Raw genomic sequence first — 21,336 nt, 5'->3', positions numbered from 1 at the left:
CCCTTGGCGACGAGGGCCACCAGCGCGAAGACCGCGATCGTGGTGACGACGAAGGCCACGTCGGCCATCGTGTGCTCCTAGATGAGGTACGGATTCTCGGACCTCTTGAGCAAACCTCCCGCCACGCCCGTCCTGGCCTGCGTTGATGGCTTCCTTACGGCGATCGTCGGGCCCTTGACGGCGCGCATACGTGCCTCATACGCGCCCCATACACGCCCCGTCGCGTACGCGGTCGCCCGCGCCGCCGCGCGGTGTCCGGAAACCTGCTCCCGCCCTTGCCGGGACGCGAAAAGGCCGGTGGGCCGCACCCCTCGGAAAGGGGTACGGCCCACCGGCCGGAAGCGGTCGCGTCAGCGCACCTCGGTGATCTCGGGTCCGCGCTGGAGCTGGCCCATCCCACCGGAGAACCGCGAGTTCTCCTGGCTCTCCTGCTGGACGCCCTCGGGCACCATCTGGGCGTCGTCGGGCAGCTTCAGGACGATCGGGTCGCGCGGAGCCATCGGCCCTTCGCCGCGGACGACCACGGTGTCCCGGAAGATCGTCTCCAGCAGCCCGGCGGCCTCCGGCTGGACGGCGCCCTGGCCGGAGATCACTCCGCGCAGGAACCAGCGGGGCCCGTCGACGCCGACGAAGCGCACCAGCTGCACGCCGTTCGTCCCGTCCGGGAGCTGTACGGGGACCTGGGCCCGCAGCTCCCAGCCCAGCGGGCCCTCGACCTCGTCGATGATCCCGCCCTGCTGGGTGATGCCCGCGGCGATCTCCTCGCGGACCTCGCCCCAGATGCCTTCCTTCTTCGGCGCCGCGAACGCCTGGAGCTGGACGGCGCTGTCGTTCAGCACGACCGTGGCGGCGACGATCGCGTCACCCGCCACCTCGACCCGCAGCTCCATGCCCTCGACACCGGGCACGAAGATCCCGCCCAGGTCGACCCGGCCCTCGCCGGGCTGGGAGACCTCGGAGATGTCCCACGGCCCGTCCGGCCGCGGCGCCGGCGGAAGATTCACCCGGCGTGCGCCGGAACCGTCGGTGTCATCGAGCTCGTCGACGACCTGCTCGGCCTCGCGCGCTTCGTCCGCCACGTCCTCGGCGGAACCACTCTTCTTGCGACGTCCGAACACGTCACTGTCCTTCCCGGTCGGGTACGACCGAAGCGTAGCTGTTCCCGCCCTGGGTATTCCCGCCCCTGACACCATCGTCATCACCGGAACGGTGTCCTCCGGTGGACCCGAAGCCCCCTTCGCCGCGGGCCGAACCGGGCAGCTCCGACACTTCGTGGAACCGCACCTTCTCGACCTGCTGGACGACCAGCTGGGCAATCCGGTCGAACCGGTCGAACCGCACCGGCTCGCGCGGGTCGAGGTTGATGACGATGACCTTGATCTCTCCACGGTACCCGGCATCGACCGTCCCGGGGGCATTCACCAGGGCGACTCCGCACCGTGCGGCGAGTCCGGAGCGCGGGTGCACGAACGCGGCGTACCCGTCGGGCAACGCGATCGACACCCCGGTGGGCAGCACCGCCCGCTCGCCGGGGGCCAGCTCGACGGCCTCGGTGGTGACCAGGTCGGCCCCGGCGTCGCCCGGGTGCCCGTAGGCCGGAATCGGCACGTCCGGGTCGACCCGGCGGATCAGTACGTCGACGGGCCGGCGCATCAGGGGTTCACCTCGAAGGCGCGGGCCCGGCGGACCTGGTCCGGGTCGGCCATGGCCGCCCGGATCTCGGCGGGGCGGCCGTTCTCGATGAAGTGGTCGACCTTGACCTCGATGAAGAGCGCCTCGGCCCGGACCGCCACCGGTCCGTCCGGACCGCCGATCCGGCCGGTCGCCCGGGAGTAGATCTTCCGGCCGTGCACCGCGGTGATCTCGGCGTCCAGGTGGAGCACGGTGTCCACGGGCACCGGGCGGACGAAGTCCGTCTCCAGCCGTCCGGTCACCGCGATCACCCGCAGCAGCCAGTTCAGCGAGCCGAGCGTCTCGTCCAGCGCGGTGGTCAGGATGCCGCCGTGCGCCAGCCCCGGGGCGCCCTGGTGGGCGGCCTGCACGGTGAACTCGGCGGTGACGCTGACGCCCTCGCCGGCCCTCGCCTGGAGGTGCAGCCCGTGCCGCTGTCCGTCGCCGCAGCCGAAACAGTGCTCGTAATGCGCGCCGAGGAGCTCCCCGGGGGCCGGGGCTTCGGGGTGCCGGACCGGTTTCACCGCGTCGGCCGGGGGCTTCAGGGCCTCAGATGTTCCACTCACAGGCGCAGACCTTACCCGCGCGCCTGTCCGCGGGTCGCGCCGTGCCAAGCTTGGGCCCATGCAGCCTTCCACCCCGCCTTTCGACGAACGACTGACCGCGCCGCGCTCCTGGTGGTTCATCGCGCTCCTGATCGGCATCGCCTGCGCGCTGATGCTGCTGCCGCTGGGCGGCCTGCCGCTGCTGGCCGGTCTGGTGGGGGGCACGGCCCTGTCCGCGGTCGCGGTCAGCTCCTACGGCTCGGCCAGGATCCGGGTCGTGTCGGGCGCCCTGGTGGCCGGCGACGCCCGGATCCCGGTGACGGCCCTCGGCGAGGCCGAGGTGCTGGAGGGCGAGGAGGCCCGCGCGTGGCGTACGTACAAGGCGGACACCCGCGCCTTCATGCTGCTGCGGAGCTACATCCCGACGGCCGTCCGGGTGCCGGTCACCGACCCGCAGGACCCGACGCCGTACGTGTACCTGTCGACGCGCGAGCCGAAGGCACTGGCGGCGGCGATCGAGGCCGGTCGCGCGTAGCGGGGCGGGGGCGCTTCCGGGGGCCTACGGACCCTCCAGCTCGGCGGGCGGGTCCTCGAGTTTCTTCAGGAGCCCCTTGCGCAGGCCGGGCTGCCGTTCCAGCGGGGGCAGCTCGGGGAGCTGGTCCCAGGGCACCTGACGGCCGCGGAGGTCCTTCCTGATCCGCTCGGCGAGTTTCTTGGTGTCGCGCCGGTTCATCAGCGCACCGACGGCGGCGCCGACCAGGAACGGGGTCAGGCTCGGCAGATCGCGCGCCATGCGCTTCATGATCTGCTGGCGCAGCTCGCGTTTCATCTGGCCGCCCAGCGCGGCGTTGACCGTCGTGGGCTGGGACACGTCGATCCCGCGCTCCTCCGTCCAGGACGTGAGGTACGCGGTGGAACGCCTGCCGAGGCCGCCCGGCGGGCGCAGCCCGTAGACCTCGTGCAGTTCGGCGACGAGCTTCATCTCGATCGCGGCGACGCCGGTGATCTCCGCCGCCAGCTCGGCGAACATGGCGGGCGGTACGGGCATCATGGCCGCCGCGCCGATTCCGGCGCCGACGGTGGCGCTGGACCTGCCCGCCCCCGCGACGAGCCGGTCGGCCAGCTCCTCCGGGCCGAGCCCGGGAAACTGCCTGCGCAATGTGGCGAGATCACGCACAGGGATGCGGGGAGCGTTGTCGATGATCAGGTCGGCGATCTGACCTACCGCCGCCTTGGCACTCTCCCCGCCCTTGCGTACGCCCCGTTTCACTGAAGTCAGACGGCCTGCCCCGGTCACGGGCTCCGTCCTGTCGACCTCGGCCCTGTCGGCCGCGTCGACCTCCGCGGCGGTGGCCGTTTCCTGCCCGGCCGCTGCCCCGGCCGCCGTCGCGACGACCGCTTCGGGCGAGGCCCCGGGGCCCCGTCCGCCGTCCCGCTCACCCGCGGAGGGTGGCAGGGCGGACCGCTCGGCGGGCGCTGTCGCGCCCTGTGCCGGGCCTGTACCGCCCTGATACGCCTCCGACGGCCTCTTGCGCCGGAAGCGGCGCTTCCGGGACGGGGTGTCGCCTGCCACGGCCGAACCTGCCTAGTCGCAGTCGCGGCAGATCGGCTGGCCGTTCTTCTCCCGTGCCAGCTGGCTCCTGTGGTGCACGAGGAAGCAGCTCATGCAGGTGAACTCATCGGCCTGCTTGGGCAGGACCCGTACGGCCAGTTCCTCGTTGGACAGGTCGGCGCCGGGCAGTTCCAGCCCTTCGGCCGCGTCGAATTCGTCGACGTCGACGGCGGAGGCCGTCTTGTCGCTCCGACGGGCCTTGAGTTCCTCAAGGCTGTCCTGATCGACGTCGTCGTCGGTCTTGCGTGGGGTGTCGTAATCCGTTGCCATGTCGCTCTCCCCCTCTGGGTGTCTGCGGGTGTCTCAGCGCACGTAACGCGTGAGAGGCCGGACTTGTGCCCGACCTGAGGCGGAGATTTTGCCTCACATCAAGGTCTGTTACTCAATCGACACCCAAGAGGACCGCTCAAGAGCGGTCGGCTTGGGTGGCGAAGGGGACCGTACACGGTCCCGGCGTCGTGCTCCACGGGCGCCACCCCGTGTACTTCCCGTGATGCTCGACCCCGAAAACCCCGACTTTTACCGGCTTTCCCCTGGGGTCGGCGGTCACGGAGCGTCGTTGACGGGAAATTCGCTCCTGTGATCGATCACACACGGACCACCTGGGTCCAGGTCCCGAAAATTCCGCCCAAAGCGAACAATCGTCTGCGCGCCCTCATCACTTCACCCCGGCCCCTCACACCGGGAGTGAGACGCGCATCACAAGGCCACCGCCCTCGCGGGGCTCCGCGATGATACGGCCGCCGTGGGCGCGCGCCACGGAGCGGGCGATCGACAGGCCGAGGCCGACCCCCTTGTCGCTGCCCGTTCGCTCCGTACGCAGCCGCCTGAAGGGCTCGAAGAGGTTGTCGATCTCGTACGCGGGCACCACGGGGCCCGTGTTCGAGACCACGAGCAGGGCCTGGCCGCCCTGGAGCTCGGTGGTGACCTCCACCCAGCCGTCCTCGGGGACGTTGTACCGCACGGCGTTCTGCACCAGGTTCAGCGCGATCCGCTCCAGCAGGACACCGTTGCCCTGGACCACGACGGGGGCCAGCTCGCCGCGGATCGCGACCCCGCGCTCCTCCGCCTCGCCGCGCGTCTGGTCGAGCGCCCGGGAGGCGACCTCCGCGAGATCGACCGGTTTGCGCTCGACGATCTGGTTGTCGCTGCGGGCCAGCAGCAGCAGACCCTCCACCAACTGCTCGCTGCGCTCGTTGGTGGCCAGCAGGGTCTTGCCCAGCTGCTTGAGCTCCGGCGGGGCCTGGGGGTCGGAGAGATGGACCTCCAGCAGGGTGCGGTTGATCGCGAGCGGCGTGCGCAGCTCGTGCGAGGCGTTCCCGACGAACCGCTGCTGCGCGGTGAAGGCCCGCTCCAGGCGGTCCAGCATCTCGTCGAAGGTGTCGGCCAGCTCCTTCAGCTCGTCGTCCGGGCCGTCCAGCTCGATCCGGCGGGACAGGTCCGTTCCGGCCACCCGGCGGGCGGTGCGGGTGATCCGGCCCAGCGGCGAGAGGACCCGCCCGGCCATCGCGTAGCCGAAGGCGAAGGCGATGACGCTCAGACCGACCAGGGCCAGCAGCGAGCGGTTGAGCAGCGTGTCGAGCGCCTGCTGGCGCTGGTGGTTGACGCAGGCGTTCATCGCCGCGTTGAAGGTGTCCGGGGACGCCTTCTCCGGCAGGTTGCAGACATTGCTGGTGACCTGCCCGTTGACGATCTTGAACGGGAGCTCGCTGCCCACGTGCAGGGCCTGTGCGGCCAGCATGTAGATGATCGACAGCAACAGGATGCCGGCGATCAGGAACATGCCGCCGTAGAGCAGCGTGAGCCGTATCCGGATGGTCGGACGCAGCCAGTACGGGGGATCCTGCTGCTTCGGCTCCCAGTGGGGCTTCGGGGGCGCCGCGGGCGGCGCGGGTACCGCGGGCATCGGCCGTCAGATCCGGTAGCCGGAGCCGGGCACGGTGACGATCACCGCGGGCTCGCCGAGTTTGCGGCGCAGGGTCATGACCGTCACCCGGACGACGTTGGTGAACGGGTCGGTGTTCTCGTCCCAGGCCTTCTCCAGCAGCTGCTCGGCCGAGACGACCGCGCCCTCGCTGCGCATCAGGACCTCCAGCACGGCGAACTCCTTCGGCGCGAGCTGGACCTCCGTGTCGCCGCGGAAGACCTCGCGCCGGTTCGGGTCGAGCCTGATGCCGGCCCGCTCCAGGACGGGCGGCAGCGCCACCGTCGTACGCCGGCCGAGCGCCCGCACCCGGGCGGTGAGCTCGGTGAACGCGAACGGCTTGGGCAGGTAGTCGTCGGCGCCCAGCTCCAGGCCCTCGACCCGGTCGCTGACGTCGCCGGAGGCGGTGAGCATCAGGACCCGGGTGGGGACGCCCAGCTCGACGACCCGGCGGCAGACGTCGTCACCGTGGACCAGGGGGAGGTCGCGGTCCAGCACCACGACGTCGTAGTCGTTGACCTCGATGCGCTCCACGGCCGCCGCGCCGTCGTACACGACATCGACGGCCATGGCCTCGCGGCGCAATCCGGTGGCCACCGCATCGGCGAGCAGCTGCTCGTCCTCCACGACGAGTACGCGCACGGCGCTGTCCTTCCTTAGAAACTTCATGATGTGACGGAGTGCCCACGGACCGTGTCCGGAGCGCCCGTGGGCAGGGAACTGTGCGGCTCCATCCTGCCCGCAACACGCATAAACCGGCGGTAAGGCGACGCCACCCCGGTCGGGCCCAAGGGAATTCACCGGATTTTCCGCCCAGTTGAGGTTTCTCCGGTCCAAGGCCCGGGGAGGACGAATGCACACCCGAGATCACGCCTTGAATGTGGCGTGCCACAGGCCACTCCGTCCCCGGAGAGCGCGTGATCACCCGCCCTACCGCCACCGCGCGGAGGGAAACCCCGGGCACACCCCCGTGCCACCGACCCACGATGAGGGGGCGCATTATGGACGCTTTCACCGCAGGTCTGCTGCAGCGGATCAGGACCACCGAGCACGACCTCACCCGGGCCCGCGAGACGGGCGACGACTTCCTCGCGGACGTCGAACAGAGCGAACTGGACGACCTTCACCGCCTCGCCGCCGAGCACGGCGTCGAGATCGGCGCCAGCAGCGTCTGAGCACGTCGGCGGGCAGGGCCCCGACACCGGTCAACGGTGTCGGGGCCCTGCCCGTGTCGGACGCCCTCTCGTCGTGCCCTAGTCGTGCCAGGCGCCGTGCTCCTCCAGGAGGGCCTGGAGCGGCTCGAAGACGCCCGGGGTGGCGGCGACCGCCAGATCGCCGTCGGCGGGCCGGCCGGGGCGCCCGCCGGTGTACGCGCCCGCCTCCCGGGCGATGAGGTCGCCGGCCGCCAGGTCCCAGGGGTGCAGCCCGCGCTCGTAGTAGCCGTCCAGGCGCCCCGCGGCCACGTCGCAGAGGTCCACGGCGGCCGATCCGCTGCGCCGGATGTCGCGCAGGCGCGGGATGAGCCGCCGCGCCACGTCGGCCTGGTGGGTACGGACCTCGGCCACGTAGTTGAAACCGGTCGAGACGAGTGCCTGGTCGAGCGGGGGCGCGGGGCGGCAGCGCAGCACGGTGTCCTCGCCGAAGGCGCCGCCCGAGGCGTGGGCCCCGGAGCCGAGCACCGCCCAGTAGGTCTCCCCGCGCATCGGGGCCGCCACGACGCCCACCAGCCGCTCGCCGTCGCGCTCGCCCTCCCGCTCGGCGGCGATGGAGACGGCCCAGGTGGGGAGGCCGTAAAGGTAGTTCACGGTGCCGTCGAGCGGGTCGACGACCCAGCGGATGCCGCTGCGGCCCCGGGTGCCGCCGCCTTCCTCGCCGAGGAAACCGTCGTCCGGGCGGTGGTCCCGCAGGAACGTGGTGATCAGCTTCTCGGCGGCGATGTCCATCTCGGTGACGACGTCGATCGGGCTGGACTTGGTCGCGGCCACCCCCAGGTCGGCCGGGCGGCGGTCACGGAGCAGCGCACCCGCGCGGGCGGCGGCGTCCAGGGCGAGGTCGAGCAGCGCGTCCAGGTCGTTTTCGTACACGGCTCTCCAGGGATCGGCGGGCGTGGGGCGGGCTGTCAGGCGTACGGGCTGTCGGCGCCCGCGGCGGCGGGCCGGGCGGCGCGGGCCGGGCAGCAGCCGACCGGGCAGAGGTCGTGGGACGGTCCCAGCGCGCCCAGCGCGCACCGCTCCACGCTCTGTCCCCGCTCGGTCGCGGCCCGCTCCAGCACCAGTTCGCGCACGGCGGCGGCGAACCTGGGGTCGGCGCCCACCGTCGCGGAGCGGCGCACCGGCAGGCCCAGTTCGGCGGCCTTCGCGGTGGCCTCGGTGTCGAGGTCGTACAGCACCTCCATGTGGTCCGAGACGAAGCCGATGGGGGCCATCACCACGGCGGGCACCCCGTCGGAGTGCAGCGCCTCCAGGTGGTCGCAGATGTCGGGTTCCAGCCACGGGATGTGCGGGGCGCCGCTGCGCGACTGGTAGACGAGCCGCCAGGGGTACTCGATGCCGGTCTCCTCGCGCACCGCGTCGACGATCAGCCGGGCGACGTCGAGGTGCTCGGCGACGTAGGCGCCGCCCTCGCCGTGCGCCTCCACCGGGCCGGAGGTGTCCGCGGCGGAGGTGGGGATGGAGTGCGTGGTGAAGGCGAGGTGCGCCCCGGCGCGTACGTCCTCGGGGAGGTCGGCCAGCGAGGCGAGGACCCCCTCGGCCATGGGGGCCACGAATCCGGGGTGGTTGAAGTAGTGCCGGAGCTTGTCGACCCGGGGCACGGGCAGCCCCTCGGCCTCCAGGGCGGCCAGCGCGTCGGCGAGGTTCTCCCGGTACTGCCGGCAGCCGGAGTAGGAGGCGTAGGCGCTGGTCGCGAGGACCGCGATCCGGCGGTGACCGGCGCTGACCATCTCGCGCAGGGTGTCGGTGAGGTACGGGGCCCAGTTGCGGTTGCCCCAGTGGACCGGCAGGTCGAGCCCGTGCTCGGCGAAGTCCTTGCGCAGGGCGTCCAGCAGCGCGCGGTTCTGGGCGTTGATCGGGCTGACGCCGTCGAAGAGGAAGTAGTGCTTGCCGACCTCCTTGAGCCGCTCCTCGGGAATACCCCGGCCCCGGGTCACGTTCGCGAGGAACGGAACCACGTCGTCCGGGCCTTCGGGGCCACCGAAGGAGAGCAGCAGCAGGGCGTCGTAGGGGGCGGGATCACGCAGATCGGACATGGCACCGATCCTGCCACTCCCGCCGGGCCGCCCTCCCACCGACATCGATTCCGGGCCTCCCCCGATGCCCGGCCGATCCGCCCGACCGTAGGGTGTATCGGTTGAAAGCGCGCCGTTTCCGCGCGTATGACCACGCCGCTCCGGAGCACCTCTTGCCCAGTCCCTACCGCGCCATATTCGCCGTCCCCGGCACCAAGGGGTTCTCGGCGGCCGGATTCCTCGGCCGGATGCCGCTGTCCATGATGGGCATCGGCGTCGTGACCATGATTTCCCAGATCACCGGCCGGTACGGGCTGGCCGGCGCGCTGTCGGCGACGCTGGCGATGTCGGCGGCGGTGCTCGGGCCCCTGATATCCCGGCTCGTCGACCGGCACGGGCAGCGCCGGGTGCTGCGCCCCGCCACCCTCGTCGCGCTGGCGGCGGTGGCCGGGCTCCTGTTCTGCGCGCAGCAGGGGCTGGCCGACTGGACCCTCTTCGTCTTCGCGGCGGGCGTCGGCTGCGTCCCCAGCGTGGGGTCGATGATCCGGGCCAGGTGGGCGGAGATCTACCGCGGCTCGCCCCGCGAGTTGCACACCGCGTACGCCTGGGAGTCGATCGTCGACGAGGCGTGCTTCATCTTCGGGCCGATCATCTCGATCGGGCTGTCCACCATCTGGTTCCCGGAGGCCGGGCCGCTGCTGGCGGCGGTGTTCCTGCTGGTCGGTGTCGTGTGGCTGACCGCGCAGCGGTCCACCGAGCCGGTTCCGCACCCGCGCCGGGCACAGGGCGGCGGCTCCGCGCTGCGCTCCCGGGGGCTCCAGGTCCTCGTGGTGACCTTCGTGGCCACCGGGATGGTCTTCGGCGCCGTCGACGTGGTCACCGTGGCCTTCGCCGAGGAGCAGGGCCACAAGGCCGCGGCGAGCCTGGTGCTGGCCGTCTACGCGCTCGGTTCGTGCCTGGCGGGAGCGGTCTTCGGGCTGCTCCACCTCAAGGCCCGGGCGAACATCCGGTGGCTGGTGGGCGTGTGCGCGATGGCCGTGAGTATGATCCCCCTCCAACTGGCCGGGAACCTGCCGTTCCTGGCCGCGGCGCTCTTCGTCGCGGGCCTGGCGATCGCACCCACGATGGTCACCACCATGGCCCTCGTCGAGCAGCACGTACCGCGTTCCGAGCTGACCGAGGGCATGACCTGGACGAGTACCGGGCTGGCCGTCGGGGTCGCGCTCGGTTCCTCGGCCGCCGGCTGGATGGTCGACGCCTCGGGGGCGAGGGCGGGGTACGTGGTGCCCCTCGTGGCGGGAGCGCTCGCGGCCGTGGTGGCGTTCCTGGGGTATCGCCGGCTGAGCGGGCCGGTCCCTAGTGAAGGGCACGCGGAAGATGACCGACGCACGGACCAAGACGAACGCGTGGCATAACTGGGCCGGGAACGTCACCGCCCGTCCGGTACGGACGGTGACGCCCGCGTCCGTCCCCGAGCTCGCCGAGGCGCTTCGCCGGGCCTCGGAGGACGGTCTGCGGGCGAAGCCGGTCGGCACCGGGCACTCGTTCACCGCGGTGGCCGCCACCGACGGCGTGCTGATCCGCCCGGATCTCCTCACCGGCATCCGGAGCATCGACCGCGAGGCGATGACGGTGACCGTCGAGGCAGGCACCCCGCTGAAGCGGCTGAACGCCGCCCTGGCCCGCGAGGGCCTCTCGCTCACCAACATGGGCGACATCATGGAGCAGACGGTCGCGGGCGCCACCTCGACGGGCACCCACGGCACCGGCCGGGACTCGGCGTCCATATCCGCGCAGATCCGCGCCCTGGAGCTGGTCACCGCCGACGGCACGGTGCTGACCTGCTCGGAGAAGGAGAACGCCGACGTCTTCGCCGTGGCCCGGATCGGGCTCGGCGCGCTGGGCGTCGTCACGGCGATCACCTTCGCGGTGGAACCGATCTTCCTGCTGACGGCCCGTGAGGAGCCGATGGGCTTCGACCGGATCATGAGCGACTTCGACGAGCTGGTCGCCGAGAACGAGCACTTCGAGTTCTACTGGTTCCCGCACACCGGGAACTGCAACACCAAGCGCAACAACCGCAGCGCCGGCCCCGCCGCCCCTCCCGGAAAGGTCAGCGGCTGGATCGAGGACGAGCTCCTCTCCAACGGGCTCTTCCAGGTGGCCTGCTCGCTCGGCCGGGCGGTCCCGGCGACCATCCCGTCGATCGCCAGGCTCTCCAGCCGCGCCCTGTCGGCCCGGACCTACACCGACATCCCGTACAAGGTCTTCACCAGCCCGCGCCGGGTCCGCTTCGTGGAGATGGAGTACGCGGTACCGCGCGAGGCGGCCGTGGAGGCGCTGCGGGAGCTGAGGACGATGGTGGAGCGCTCGCCGCTGCGGATCAGCTTCCCGGTCGAGGTCCGCACCGCCCCCGCCGACGACATCGCGCTCTCCACGGCCTCGGGCCGGGAGAGCGCGTACATCGCCGTCCACCTCTACCGGGGCACGCCGTACCAGGCGTACTTCACGGCGGTGGAGCGCATCATGACCGCCCACGCCGGGCGTCCGCACTGGGGCAAGGTGAACACCCGCGACGCCGAGTACCTGGCCGGGGTGTACCCCCGCTTCGGCGAGTTCACCGCGGTCCGCGACCGGCTGGACCCGGACCGGCTCTTCGGCAACGACTACCTGCGCCGGGTCCTGGGCGAGTAGGCCGGGTCCGGCCCCGGGCCGGTCACTGCCCGGCGCCGGTGCCGTCGCCCTGGGCCGGGGCCTGGCCGCCCGCGGGGGCCGGGTCGGTGGTGGAGCCGCCGCCGGACGCCCCCGGGGAGGGGGTGGTCTCCGGGGCCGGGTCCGTGGAGCCGCCGGTGGAGCCGGACGGCGCGGGGTCGGCCGTCGGGCCGGTGGAGGGCCGGCCGCTCGGCGCGGGGTCCGGGTTCCGGCTCGCGCCGCCCTGCTGCTCCGTCCCAGGCGTCGTGCCGCTCTCCCGGTCCGGTGCCCCGTCCCGGCCGGTGCTCGTCGACGGTGCCGGGGCGTCCGTACCGGAGTCCCGCTCGCCGCCGCCGCGCACCACGGAGCCGACGGTCGTCCCGTGGCCGCCGCTCAGGTCGCCGCCGGAGAGCACCTCGTACGTGGTGATCCCGGCCATGGCGAGGACGAAGACCACGGCCGCGCCGAGTGCCGAGCGCTTCCAGCCGCGCAGCCGGGTGCCGTGCGTGGTGGCCTCGGAGAACTCCCCGTCCGGGACGGGGTGCGCGGTGAGCAGCCGGGTCGCGTCCGGTGCCCGGAGCATCCGGGTGCGGTCCGGGTCGTCCGCCGCGGGCAGCACCGCGGTGGCGTCCGCCGTCCCGGCGCCGTACGGGGCCCGCGCCCCGTGCCCGGGCGTCCTCGCCGCACCGCCGCCGCCCGCCCCGCGCGCCTGTACGGTCACGTCGCGGAGCTGCTCCCCGGTACGCCGGAAGAGGTGCTGGAAGACCGAGCCGCCGCAGGTGGCGACGATGCTCATCACCCCGGCGCCGAGGATCGTTCCGTACACGCCCAACTGGGAGGCGGCCACCGCCGCCGCGACCGCAGCGAGGGCACTGCCCGCCACCTGGGGCAGGCTCAGATCGATACGCCTTTCCTTGGGTTCTATGTCACTTTCCGGCTTCTGCACTGTTTTCCGCCCTCTATTGACATCTCCCCCACCATGCACCAGGAAGGGACATTTGAGCGAAGCTCTTAGTTCCGCTTCGGGGGATTGTGTGAAGCAGGACACCCGGTGAGCGCCCGCCCGCCCCGGCCCGGCATCCAACTCCCGCACCTCAAGAGAACTTCGACGGCGCGGCGGTCCACCCTGATGGCCCGAATGGAGTACTGTGTCGAACCCTGGGGCCGGATGCCCGTGCGGGTGTTCCGGATCTTCAAAAAGGGAGCCGAAGGAGGCACTCGATCCGGCGGCGCCGCGGTATTACACGGAGACCGGCTACATGAAGTGATCAAAAGTCACTTTTTGTTGCAGAATAGGTCCCTGTGTCACACCGGCGATCAAGGGCTCGCGCCCGACACACCGGGCAACACGGCAATGTTGTGGCAGGCTGCACCCGGGCAGGCCACACTCGACTAGCGGAAGCAGCGACGCAGGTGACGTCGGCAGGCACCACCCGGGAGGTCCCCATGCCCGAACTGCGTGTCGTGGCTGTCTCCAACGACGGCACACGACTGGTGCTCAAGGCTGCTGACAGCACGGAGTACACACTCCCGATCGACGAGCGGCTGCGGGCCGCCGTGCGCAACGACCGCGCGCGCCTCGGCCAGATCGAGATCGAGGTGGAGAGCCACCTCCGCCCCCGCGACATCCAGGCCCGGATACGAGCCGGCGCCTCCGCCGAGGAGGTCGCCCAGTTCGCCGGGATCCCGGTCGACCGGGTCCGCCGCTTCGAGGGCCCCGTGCTCGCGGAGCGCGCCTTCATGGCCGAGCGCGCCCGCAAGACCCCCGTACGCCGCCCCGGCGAGAACACCGGCCCCCAGCTCGGCGAGGCCGTGCAGGAGCGGCTGCTGCTGCGCGGCGCCGACAAGGAGACCGTCCAGTGGGACTCCTGGCGCCGGGACGACGGCACCTGGGAGGTCCTCCTGGTCTACCGGGTCGCGGGCGAGCCGCACTCGGCCAGCTGGACGTACGACGCCCCGCGCCGCCTGGTGCAGGCCGTGGACGACGAGGCCCGTTCGCTGATCGGCGAGACCGACGACGTCGCCGCTCCCGAGCCCAGCTTCCCCTTCGTGCCCCGGATCGCCCGGCTGCCGCGCGACCGGCCGCTCGACCGCGCCCTGGACCGCCAGATCGAGCGGCCCGCGGTTCCGCCGCCCCCGCCCGAGCCGGAGGAGCACATCGCGTCCGTCTCGGCCGGTGAGCGCGATTCGCTGACCAGCCTGCTGGAGGCGGTGCCGAGCTTCCGCGGCGACATGGTGGTGCCGGAGCGGCCGTCGCAGCCGGAGCCGCCCGCCATCGAGCCCGCCGCGCAGGAGCCGGAGGCGGACGAGCCGCCCGCCGCGGCGTCCGCGGGCGCCGGGTCCGCCTACGCCGATGTCCTGATGCCGAGGGCGGTGGCGGGCCACCGCGACCGGCTGACCGGCACGACGGACCGCCAGGCCGAGGCGGACGGCGTCCGGCCGGGCCGCCGCGCCGCCGTTCCGACCTGGGACGAGATCGTCTTCGGCACCCGCCGCAAGAAGCAGGACTGAGCGGGGTTCACCACAGCATGAGCAAGGCCCGTACGCCCTCGCGTACGGGCCTTCGTGCCGATCCTCCGTTACTGGGGGTCGGGCCCCGTGGCGACCGGGCGGGACTCGTCGCCGGACCACTCGGACCAGGAGCCCGCGTACAGCGCGGCGGGCAGACCCGCGACGGCCAGGGCCAGCACCTCGTGGGCGCCGGAGACCCCCGAGCCGCAGTAGACGCCGATCTCCGCCGCCCGGTCCGCGCCGAGCGACGAGAAGCGTGCCGCCAGCTCCCCGGGGGGCAGGAAGCGGCCGTCGGCGCCGGTGTTCTCGGAGGTCGGGGCCGATACGGCACCGGGGATGTGGCCGCCCACCCGGTCGATCGGCTCCACGTCGCCCCGGTAGCGCTCGGCGGCCCGCGCGTCGAGCAGCAGCCCGGAGCGGGCGAGCGCGGCGGCCCCGTCCGCGTCGAGCAGCGGCAGCGCTCCGGGGGCGGGGCGGAAATCCCCCTCGGCCGGGGTCGGAGTCTCCGTCTGGAGCTCGCCCGGCCAGGCGGCGAGGCCGCCGTCCAGGACCCGGACGTCCTCGTGCCCCGTCCAGCGCAGCAGCCACCAGGCGCGCGCTGCCGCCCAGCCCTGGCCCCCGTCGTACACGACCACCGGGGTGTCCCCGGAGACTCCCGCCCGGCGCATCACCGCGCCGAACTCCTCCGGATCGGGCAGCGGGTGGCGGCCGCCACGCCCGGCCGGACCGGCGAGCTCCGCGTCCAGGTCGACGAAGACGGCGCCGGGGATGTGCCCGGCCTCGTAGTCGGGCCGGCCGTGCGGGCCGCCCAGCTGCCAACGTACGTCCAGGAGCACCGGCGGACGTGGCCCCGCCGATTCGCTCGCGTATGCGGATGCGCTGATGATGGGCTTCATGGAGGCCATCCTCGCGCAGGAGCCGCCCGTGCCGTAGCACCTCCCAAACGGTCGCACCGTGGCAATCCGGTCTCTCTGCGTCGAGTTCCGGAACGACGCGGCGCGGCCGGGCGCTTCGTGCGCCGGGTGGTGCCACCATCTGCACGGGGCGTCCACATCCCGTACCGCATGACGGCACGCCGGCTCCGTCCCCGTACGGCCACCCCGATGGTCCGAGGAGAGTGACGATGACCGAGGCTGCCGCTCCGCGTACGCCCGGAAGCCCGTGCTGGGTGAGCCTGCTCGTGCACGGAATGGGCACCACCCAGGACTTCTACGCCGACCTGTTCGGCTGGGAGTTCGTGCCGGGGCCCGACCAACTGGGCCCCTACGTCCGGGCCCTGATCGGCGGGAAGGAGGTAGCCGGGATCGGGCAGTTGCCGCCCGACCGGCATCTGCAGGTCGCCTGGACGACGTATCTGGCCAGTGACGACGTGGATCTCACCGCGGAGGCCGTCCGGTCCTGCGGGGGCACGGTCGCCGTGGGGCCGCTCGACGCCGGTGAGTCGGGCGAGGCGGGCCGGATGGCCATCGCCGCCGACCCGGGCGGCGCGGTCTTCGGAATCTGGGAGGCCGCCGCGCACCTCGGCACGGCGCTCGCCGGGGCCCCGGGCACACCGGTCTGGAACGAGCTGGTGACCAGGGAGACCTCGACGGTCTGCAAGTTCTACCAGACGGTCTTCGGCTACGAGGCGGAGGCGGAGGTCTCCGCCGACTTCGACTACCAGACGCTGCGTCTGGACGGCCGCCCGGTGGCCTCGTTGCACGGGGTCGGCCATGCGCTGCCGCGTGACCGGGGGCCGCACTGGATGACGTACTTCGAGGTCGCCGACACCGACGAGGCCGCCCGTCGGGTGGTGGAACTCGGCGGCCAGGTGCTGCACCCGCCCCGGGACGGGGCGAGCGGACGGGTGGCGACGGTGGCGGACCCGGAGGGCGCGGCGTTCGCGATCGTGCGCTCGACGACGGCCGGTTAGGGCCGGTCCGGCGGAGCGGGGCGGGCGGGGAGCCGCGTCCGGCGCCGCGGTGCGCCGCAAGGCGCCGGAGCGGTTTCCGCAGGGACTCCCCTGCTCGGACCATGGCCGGGACCACAGCGTCCGGCGCGGCACCTCGCGGGGCTGCCACGCCGGGCGACAGCCGTCGTTCCGGCCTGATCCGAACGGCTCGACCGACACCGGAAAAGCGCGAAATCTCCTGATGACCTGAATCCGATGTTCGTCGTTGGACAGGTATGGAGGGATGCCCCGGTGTCCGGGCGTCCGTTGCGGCAGGAGCCAGGAGGAGCCTCGTGCCCGTGGTCCGTACTGTCCCCTGCATCGGGTGAATGCCCCTGGCGACCACCGAGGCCCACGACTGCCCGACCGCGCCCGCGACGCCCGGAGCCGCATACGCCCCGGCCCGAGCACAACGCTCAGCCGCAGGCCGCCGGTTCGCCGCTCCACGACGCCCGCCCCGACAGGTCAGCCGACCCCCCCGGAGGCCACCGTGACCGCTCCTCGCCACGCATCCGTGCGCATCCCTCCCTTCTACCTCCCTTTCTCCAGCGGCCTTCACCCCGACCACGAGGCCATCGATCAAGAAACCGCCGCATGGGCGGAGCAGTACGGTCTCGGCACCGCGAACCTGCGGCAGCGGATCGCCACCCGGGCTCCGTCGGGGAAGTTCGCCGGGCGCCTCCTGCCTCGCGGGAAGCGGGAGGTTGTCCGGCTGCTGGCGGACTACAGCTTCTGGCTGTTCGCGTTCGATGACGGCTACTGCGAAGAGGGTGAAGCCGGAAAGCACCCGGGTGAGCTGGTGGCGGTGATGTCCCGGATGCTCGGCGCGGCGCAGGGCCGGGACGTCGCTGCCCTTGCCGGGGACCCTCTGGCGACAGCGCTGCGTGACCTGGGCAGCAGGATCGCCCGGCACGCCACACCGGGCCAGCTCGCGCGCTGGGTGAACACTCTGCGCGGATACTTCATGGCTGCTGTCTGGGAGTCCGACTACCGTGCGAAGGACGCCATTCCCACGGTGGACGACTACACCATCCTGAGGCTGCACTCCAGCGGCGGCCTGATGCTCCCCGTCTGGATCGAAATGGGGCTGGGCATCGAACTCGTTCCACTGGAAGCGGAACATTCCGCCGTCCGGGCGGCCAACGAGATGGCCGCCTTCGTCGCTGCCTGGGACAACGACCTGATCTCCCACCACAAGGAGAGCAGGAGCGGGGACTACTACGTCAATGCCGTACGTGTCGTCCAGCAGGAACGCGCCCTCACGGCAGAAGAGGCCGTCGCGGAAGTCGTCCGCCAGCGTGACCGGGTGGTCATGCTCTACAACCGCCTGTCGGAGGACGTGCGCAGCTGGGCGAGTCCTCAACTGCGCCAGTACCTCACGTGCCTCGACAGCAGTCTGCGCGGCTCCGTGGAATGGCAGCTCGCAAGCGCCCGCTACAACCCTCCGGAGGACCCCGCCGACCTCCCCACCCGGATCCTCGGCACCTCCACCACGGCCGAGACCCCCGTCCCGCTTCCCATCCCCTCCGTCTCCTGGTGGTGGACCACCCCTCTCCCGCATCGAGGAGCGAGCCGCGCCGGGACGGTCGAGCGGGACGTCACGCGGTAGGCGCCGTCCGCAGCAGGTGCCCGGTGCCCCGGGTCCCCCGCCGGGGCGGCTCGCGCCGCCGTCGTCGTCCCCGTCCGGCTCCGGCGCGTCAGCGGACAGCCCGCCTTCGGCTTCGCGGGTGCGCGGCCGGTGCCCGTTCCAGCCTTCCCGGGCCGTCAGCGGGCCCGGGTCCGTTCGACGTGGCGGCGGGCGGGGCCGGCCAGTCGGGCATGCAGCTCGTCGAAGAGCTCGGCGGCGTGCGTTCCGCTCCACTCCTCGGGGAGCAGTTCCCGGGCGAGGCCGGGGTCGAGGTAGACGAGCCTGCGCCAGTCGGTGAGCAGCCCGATGTACGCCGTGAACGCCTGGCGGTCCGTCACCGCGGCACCGCTCGCGATCCGTTCGGCCACCGGTCGGTGCGCGGCCAGGAACGCGACGTACAGCCGTTGCAGCCGGGCGGTGTCCCACCAGGAGCGGACCTTCGTGGCGAGTTCGGCGGCGTCGCCCCCGGCGGCCGCCAGGTAGTCGGCCCGGAAGAGGTCGGCGTAGGCGCGCAGTCCGTGCCGGGCCAGCATGGACTCCGCCTCGTCGTGGACGTGGCCGGGGGCGATCCACACCCCGGCGGACACGGAGCCGAAGCCGAGCCGGGTGAGCTGGGTGCGCAGCGTGTGCCGTCTGGCCCGTTCGGACTCGGGCACCGAGAAGACGACCAGCACCCAGCCCTCCTCGACGGTGGCCCGGCGGGCGGCGAAGATGCGCGGGTCGCCGTCGCGCAGGATGCGTTCGGTCGCGGGCGAGACGCGGTATCCGGCCGCCCCGGAGACCGACCGGGCCTCCAGCAGTCCGGCCCGCTTCAGCCGGGAGACGCTGGAGCGCACGGTCGGCGCCTCGACGTCGAGATCGGCGAGCAGCTGGATCAGCGAGGCCACGGACATCCAGCCGTCGGTGTCGCGCGCGTACAGCCCGTAGACGGTCACGATCAGTTGTCGGGGCTGCACCTTGGCCAGCGGGCCCGGTCCGGACCCGGCTGATTCTCCGCTCGCCATGTTCACGCCGTCATCCTAAGCAGCCCGCCGGGGGCCGCCGCCGGACGGCCCGGGTACGGCGGTTCAGGCGGGGCCGACCGGCAGCACGTCCGGGGAGAGCGCGGCGGCGCGGGCGCTCGCGCTGGTGGTGCGGCGCTGGTGGTGGCGGCGGCACAGCACCTCGTAACCGACCTCGCCGGCCTGCTGGTTGACGTCGCCCACGACCACCTGGGCGCCCTCGACGACCATCTGGCCGCCGACCGTCCGGGCGTTGTGCGTGGCGCGGGCGCCGCACCAGCAGAGCGCCTCGACCTGGAGCGTCTCGACCCGGTCGGCCAGCTCGATGAGCCGCTGCGAGCCGGGGAACAGCTTGGTCCGGAAGTCGGTGGTGATGCCGAACGCGAAGACGTCCAGGTCGAGGTCGTCGACGACGCGCGCGAGCTGGTCGATCTGGACGGGCGCGAGGAACTGCGCTTCGTCCACGATCACGTAGTCCGCCCGGCCGCCCCGGCTTATCCGGTCGATGAGATGGGCGAAGAGATCCATCCCCTCGTCGGCCTCGACGGCCTCGGTGACCAGCCCCAGCCGCGAGGAGAGCTTGCCCTCCCCCGCCCGGTCGTCGCGGGTGAAGATCACGCCTTGCAGGCCGCGTGCCGAGCGGTTGTGGCCGATCTGGAGGGCCAGCGTGCTCTTTCCGCAGTCCATCGTTCCGGAGAAGAACACAAGCTCGGACATGAGAGGTCCAGCACCTTTCGGGCGAGGAGGGGTGGAAGAGGGGTTACGAGCGTACTTCGAGGAGCGGGACGAGCTGCTCGACGGGGGTCATCGAGCCGTGCACACCGACCATCGCGGACTCGTTCGGCTCGTTGACGGAGGCGGTGATGATCACGTCGTCGTGGGCCGCGGCGACGACGTCGCCGATCCGGCCGTGGACCCGCTCGTCGATCCTCGGACCGAACCAGCCGGCCGCGATCGCCTCCTCACGGCTCGCCACCCAGAACTGTTCGCCGAGCACGTCCCGCCAGACGGCGAGGACATCGTTCTCGGCTCCCGGTACGGCGTACACATGGCGGGCCCGGCCCTCGCCCGCGAGGAGGGCGACGCCCGCGCGCAGTTCCCAGTCCTCGTCGAAGTCGATCCGGGACTGCTCGTCGAACGGGATGTCGATCATGCCGTGGTCGGCGGTGACGTACAGCGCCGAGCGGGGCGGGAGCTGCTCGGCCAGGCGCCGGGCCAGCCCGTCCACGTACATCAGCTGGCCGCGCCAGGCGTCGGAGTCGATGCCGAAGCGGTGGCCCTTGCCGTCGACCTCGCTGTAGTACGTGTAGACCAGCGTCCGGTCGGCGGCGGCGAGCCGGGCGGCGGCGGTGTCCATCCGCTCCTCGCCGGAGAGCCGGCCGAGGAAGGAGCCGCCGCTGAGCGCGACCTGGGTGAGCGGGGTCCGCTCGAAGTCGGGGGCGGAGACCTGGGCGGTGCGCACCCCCGCGGCGTCGGCGAGCCGGAAGACGGTGGGGTACGGCTGCCAGGCGGCCGGCGGGACCCAGGGGCGCCAGCGGAGCTGGTTCATCAGCTCGCCGGTCTCCGGGTTGCGCGCGGAGTAGCCGGGCAGGCCGTGTTCCCCGGGCGGCAGCCCGGTGCCCACGGAGGCCAGGGAGGTGGCCGTGGTGGCGGGGAAGCCCGCGGTGATCGGACGGCCGGTGCCGCCGCGCGAGGTGGGGAGCAGGGAGTGCAGGAAGGGTGCCTCGTCCGGGTGGGCCTTGATCTGCTCCCAGCCCAGGCCGTCGATCAGGAACACGCAGTTCCGGTCGGCGGGGGTGAGCTCGGGGATCGCGGCGGTGAAACCGGGCACCCCCTGTCCGGCGACGAGGGTGGGCAGCAGGTCGGCGAGCGAGCCGCTGCCGTACTCGGGGACCGGGGCGCTCTCCACCGTGAGCGGTTCGGGCTCCTGCCAGGCCGGCTGAGCCATCAGCGGCCGGTCGCCGCGGTCGCGGCCGTGGCCTCGGAGAGCGACTGGGCGAAGGCGAGGGTCTGGCGCACGGTGTCCGGTCCGTCACCGGCCTCGCTGACCCGCAGGCTCAGGTCGTCGGCCGTCGTGTTGCCGGTGTAGCCGTGGTCGGCCTCGCAGTTGGGGTCGCCGCAGGCGGCCGGTTCCAGGTCGATCCGGGAGACCGCGCCCCAGCCGATGGTGAGGACGACCTCGCGGGGCAGCGTGCCCGGCACGTACTTCTCCGGGTTGGCCACGACCCGGCTGACCACGACCGACGAGATCCGGTCGAGCTTGACCGACTCGGTGGAGGTGGTGGCGTACGGGGTCGGGGAGCTGGTGTCCGCGTTCTGCTCGTCGGTGTGGCTGACGATGAAACGGTTGTCCGTCAGGACCAGGACGGTGACATGGCGGCGCACCTCGTTGGAGTCGAAGGTGGTCTCCTGGTGCACCAGGTACGAGGCGACCGGCTCGCCGCCCACGGCGGCCTCCACCGCCTCGGCCACGAGGGCCGGGTAGTAGCCACTGCGCTCGATCGCCGCGCGCAGCCCCTGGGTCGTCGTACCGGTCTTTGCCATGGGCACCATCCTACGGGGGCCCGGTGACTGCCGGGGACGGCGTACGGCAGGCGG

22 protein-coding genes are annotated in these 21,336 nt (G+C 72.5%); 7 read left to right on the top strand and 15 right to left on the bottom strand.

The window, feature by feature from the left end; all coding sequences use genetic code 11:
* Positions 1 to 350: 350 nt before the first annotated feature.
* The 3 genes from ACF08W_RS28560 to ACF08W_RS28550 are packed head-to-tail and all read right to left on the bottom strand — an operon-like array spanning position 351 to position 2,237.
* Complete coding sequence (locus tag ACF08W_RS28560; RefSeq protein ID WP_392280968.1) at positions 351 to 1,118, bottom strand: DUF3710 domain-containing protein; 768 nt, start codon at positions 1,116 to 1,118, stop codon at positions 351 to 353.
* 1 nt (position 1,119) lies between these two features.
* Complete coding sequence (gene dut, locus ACF08W_RS28555; protein ID WP_392280967.1) at positions 1,120 to 1,653, bottom strand: dUTP diphosphatase; 534 nt, start codon at positions 1,651 to 1,653, stop codon at positions 1,120 to 1,122.
* On the bottom strand, positions 1,653 to 2,237 hold the full coding sequence (locus tag ACF08W_RS28550; protein WP_352273229.1) for a PaaI family thioesterase: 585 nt from the start codon (positions 2,235 to 2,237) through the stop codon (positions 1,653 to 1,655). The genes dut and ACF08W_RS28550 overlap by 1 nt, the downstream gene beginning before the upstream one ends.
* Positions 2,238 to 2,295: 58 nt before the next feature.
* Here ACF08W_RS28550 and ACF08W_RS28545 point away from each other — a divergent pair, with 58 nt between their 5' ends.
* Positions 2,296 to 2,751 carry a DUF3093 domain-containing protein gene (locus ACF08W_RS28545; RefSeq protein WP_352273230.1) on the top strand — a complete coding sequence of 152 codons (456 nt, stop codon included), beginning with the start codon at positions 2,296 to 2,298 and terminating at the stop codon, positions 2,749 to 2,751.
* Positions 2,752 to 2,775: 24 nt separating this feature from the next.
* On the opposite strand, the gene ACF08W_RS28540 is transcribed toward ACF08W_RS28545, so the two are convergent.
* The 4 genes from ACF08W_RS28540 to ACF08W_RS28525 form a co-directional block, all read right to left on the bottom strand.
* A complete protein-coding gene (locus ACF08W_RS28540; protein WP_385205465.1) occupies positions 2,776 to 3,789 on the bottom strand; it encodes a hypothetical protein in 1,014 nt (337 codons plus the stop codon).
* Positions 3,790 to 3,801: 12 nt separating this feature from the next.
* A complete protein-coding gene (locus ACF08W_RS28535; protein WP_003965732.1) occupies positions 3,802 to 4,098 on the bottom strand; it encodes a DUF4193 domain-containing protein in 297 nt (98 codons plus the stop codon).
* 406 nt (positions 4,099 to 4,504) lie between these two features.
* Positions 4,505 to 5,734, bottom strand: a complete 1,230-nt coding sequence (locus ACF08W_RS28530) for a sensor histidine kinase (RefSeq protein WP_385205460.1) — start codon at positions 5,732 to 5,734, stop codon at positions 4,505 to 4,507.
* A 6-nt stretch (positions 5,735 to 5,740) separates the two neighbouring features.
* The gene (locus ACF08W_RS28525) at positions 5,741 to 6,394 is read right to left on the bottom strand and encodes a response regulator transcription factor (protein ID WP_352273233.1); all 654 of its coding nucleotides are present in this window, start codon (positions 6,392 to 6,394) and stop codon (positions 5,741 to 5,743) included.
* Between the two features lie 359 nt (positions 6,395 to 6,753).
* On the opposite strand from ACF08W_RS28525, the gene ACF08W_RS28520 reads away from it, so the two are divergent.
* A complete protein-coding gene (locus ACF08W_RS28520) occupies positions 6,754 to 6,927 on the top strand; it encodes a hypothetical protein (RefSeq protein ID WP_352273234.1) in 174 nt (57 codons plus the stop codon).
* Between the two features lie 78 nt (positions 6,928 to 7,005).
* On the opposite strand, the gene ACF08W_RS28515 is transcribed toward ACF08W_RS28520, so the two are convergent.
* Together ACF08W_RS28515 and ACF08W_RS28510 are read right to left on the bottom strand one after the other, a co-directional pair.
* Positions 7,006 to 7,836 carry an inositol monophosphatase family protein gene (locus tag ACF08W_RS28515; protein ID WP_352273235.1) on the bottom strand — a complete coding sequence of 277 codons (831 nt, stop codon included), beginning with the start codon at positions 7,834 to 7,836 and terminating at the stop codon, positions 7,006 to 7,008.
* Positions 7,837 to 7,871: 35 nt separating this feature from the next.
* Positions 7,872 to 8,999, bottom strand: coding sequence for a ferrochelatase (locus ACF08W_RS28510; RefSeq protein WP_392280966.1), 1,128 nt, complete (start codon positions 8,997 to 8,999; stop codon positions 7,872 to 7,874).
* A 152-nt stretch (positions 9,000 to 9,151) separates the two neighbouring features.
* Here ACF08W_RS28510 and ACF08W_RS28505 point away from each other — a divergent pair, with 152 nt between their 5' ends.
* Together ACF08W_RS28505 and ACF08W_RS28500 are read left to right on the top strand one after the other, a co-directional pair.
* A complete protein-coding gene (locus ACF08W_RS28505; protein WP_352273237.1) occupies positions 9,152 to 10,393 on the top strand; it encodes an MFS transporter in 1,242 nt (413 codons plus the stop codon).
* Positions 10,356 to 11,672, top strand: a complete 1,317-nt coding sequence (locus tag ACF08W_RS28500; protein ID WP_392280965.1) for a D-arabinono-1,4-lactone oxidase — start codon at positions 10,356 to 10,358, stop codon at positions 11,670 to 11,672. The genes ACF08W_RS28505 and ACF08W_RS28500 overlap by 38 nt, the downstream gene beginning before the upstream one ends.
* A gap of 22 nt (positions 11,673 to 11,694) precedes the next feature.
* Here ACF08W_RS28500 and ACF08W_RS28495 read toward each other — a convergent pair whose 3' ends face one another.
* Positions 11,695 to 12,561, bottom strand: coding sequence for a hypothetical protein (locus tag ACF08W_RS28495; RefSeq protein WP_392280972.1), 867 nt, complete (start codon positions 12,559 to 12,561; stop codon positions 11,695 to 11,697).
* 554 nt (positions 12,562 to 13,115) lie between these two features.
* Between ACF08W_RS28495 and sepH the strand changes: the two genes are divergently transcribed.
* Positions 13,116 to 14,180: a septation protein SepH gene (gene sepH, locus ACF08W_RS28490; protein WP_352273239.1), complete on the top strand. Its 1,065-nt coding sequence runs from the start codon at positions 13,116 to 13,118 to the stop codon at positions 14,178 to 14,180.
* A gap of 68 nt (positions 14,181 to 14,248) precedes the next feature.
* On the opposite strand, the gene ACF08W_RS28485 is transcribed toward sepH, so the two are convergent.
* Positions 14,249 to 15,076 (bottom strand): sulfurtransferase, encoded by an 828-nt coding sequence (locus ACF08W_RS28485; RefSeq protein ID WP_385205444.1) that lies wholly within the window; start codon positions 15,074 to 15,076, stop codon positions 14,249 to 14,251.
* Between the two features lie 227 nt (positions 15,077 to 15,303).
* Here ACF08W_RS28485 and ACF08W_RS28480 point away from each other — a divergent pair, with 227 nt between their 5' ends.
* Together ACF08W_RS28480 and ACF08W_RS28475 are read left to right on the top strand one after the other, a co-directional pair.
* Positions 15,304 to 16,092, top strand: a complete 789-nt coding sequence (locus tag ACF08W_RS28480) for a VOC family protein (RefSeq protein WP_392280964.1) — start codon at positions 15,304 to 15,306, stop codon at positions 16,090 to 16,092.
* Positions 16,093 to 16,600: 508 nt separating this feature from the next.
* A complete protein-coding gene (locus ACF08W_RS28475; RefSeq protein ID WP_392280963.1) occupies positions 16,601 to 17,719 on the top strand; it encodes a terpene synthase in 1,119 nt (372 codons plus the stop codon).
* A gap of 155 nt (positions 17,720 to 17,874) precedes the next feature.
* Here the strand turns inward: ACF08W_RS28475 and ACF08W_RS28470 are convergent, their stop codons facing one another.
* The 4 genes from ACF08W_RS28470 to ACF08W_RS28455 form a co-directional block, all read right to left on the bottom strand.
* Positions 17,875 to 18,741: a PaaX family transcriptional regulator C-terminal domain-containing protein gene (locus tag ACF08W_RS28470; protein WP_392280971.1), complete on the bottom strand. Its 867-nt coding sequence runs from the start codon at positions 18,739 to 18,741 to the stop codon at positions 17,875 to 17,877.
* Positions 18,742 to 18,804: 63 nt separating this feature from the next.
* Positions 18,805 to 19,455, bottom strand: coding sequence for a thymidine kinase (locus tag ACF08W_RS28465; RefSeq protein WP_352273243.1), 651 nt, complete (start codon positions 19,453 to 19,455; stop codon positions 18,805 to 18,807).
* A gap of 43 nt (positions 19,456 to 19,498) precedes the next feature.
* Complete coding sequence (locus ACF08W_RS28460) at positions 19,499 to 20,686, bottom strand: nucleotide pyrophosphatase/phosphodiesterase family protein (RefSeq protein ID WP_352273244.1); 1,188 nt, start codon at positions 20,684 to 20,686, stop codon at positions 19,499 to 19,501.
* The gene (locus ACF08W_RS28455) at positions 20,686 to 21,282 is read right to left on the bottom strand and encodes a DUF5998 family protein (protein WP_352273245.1); all 597 of its coding nucleotides are present in this window, start codon (positions 21,280 to 21,282) and stop codon (positions 20,686 to 20,688) included. Before ACF08W_RS28455 ends, ACF08W_RS28460 begins: the two co-directional genes overlap by 1 nt.
* Positions 21,283 to 21,336: the final 54 nt, after the last annotated feature.

Origin of the sequence: Streptomyces sp. NPDC015144 (genome assembly GCF_043079735.1) — a bacterium.
In the GTDB taxonomy this organism is placed as follows: Bacteria; Actinomycetota; Actinomycetes; order Streptomycetales; family Streptomycetaceae; genus Streptomyces.
This window is presented reverse-complemented; position numbering and strand designations above follow the sequence as displayed.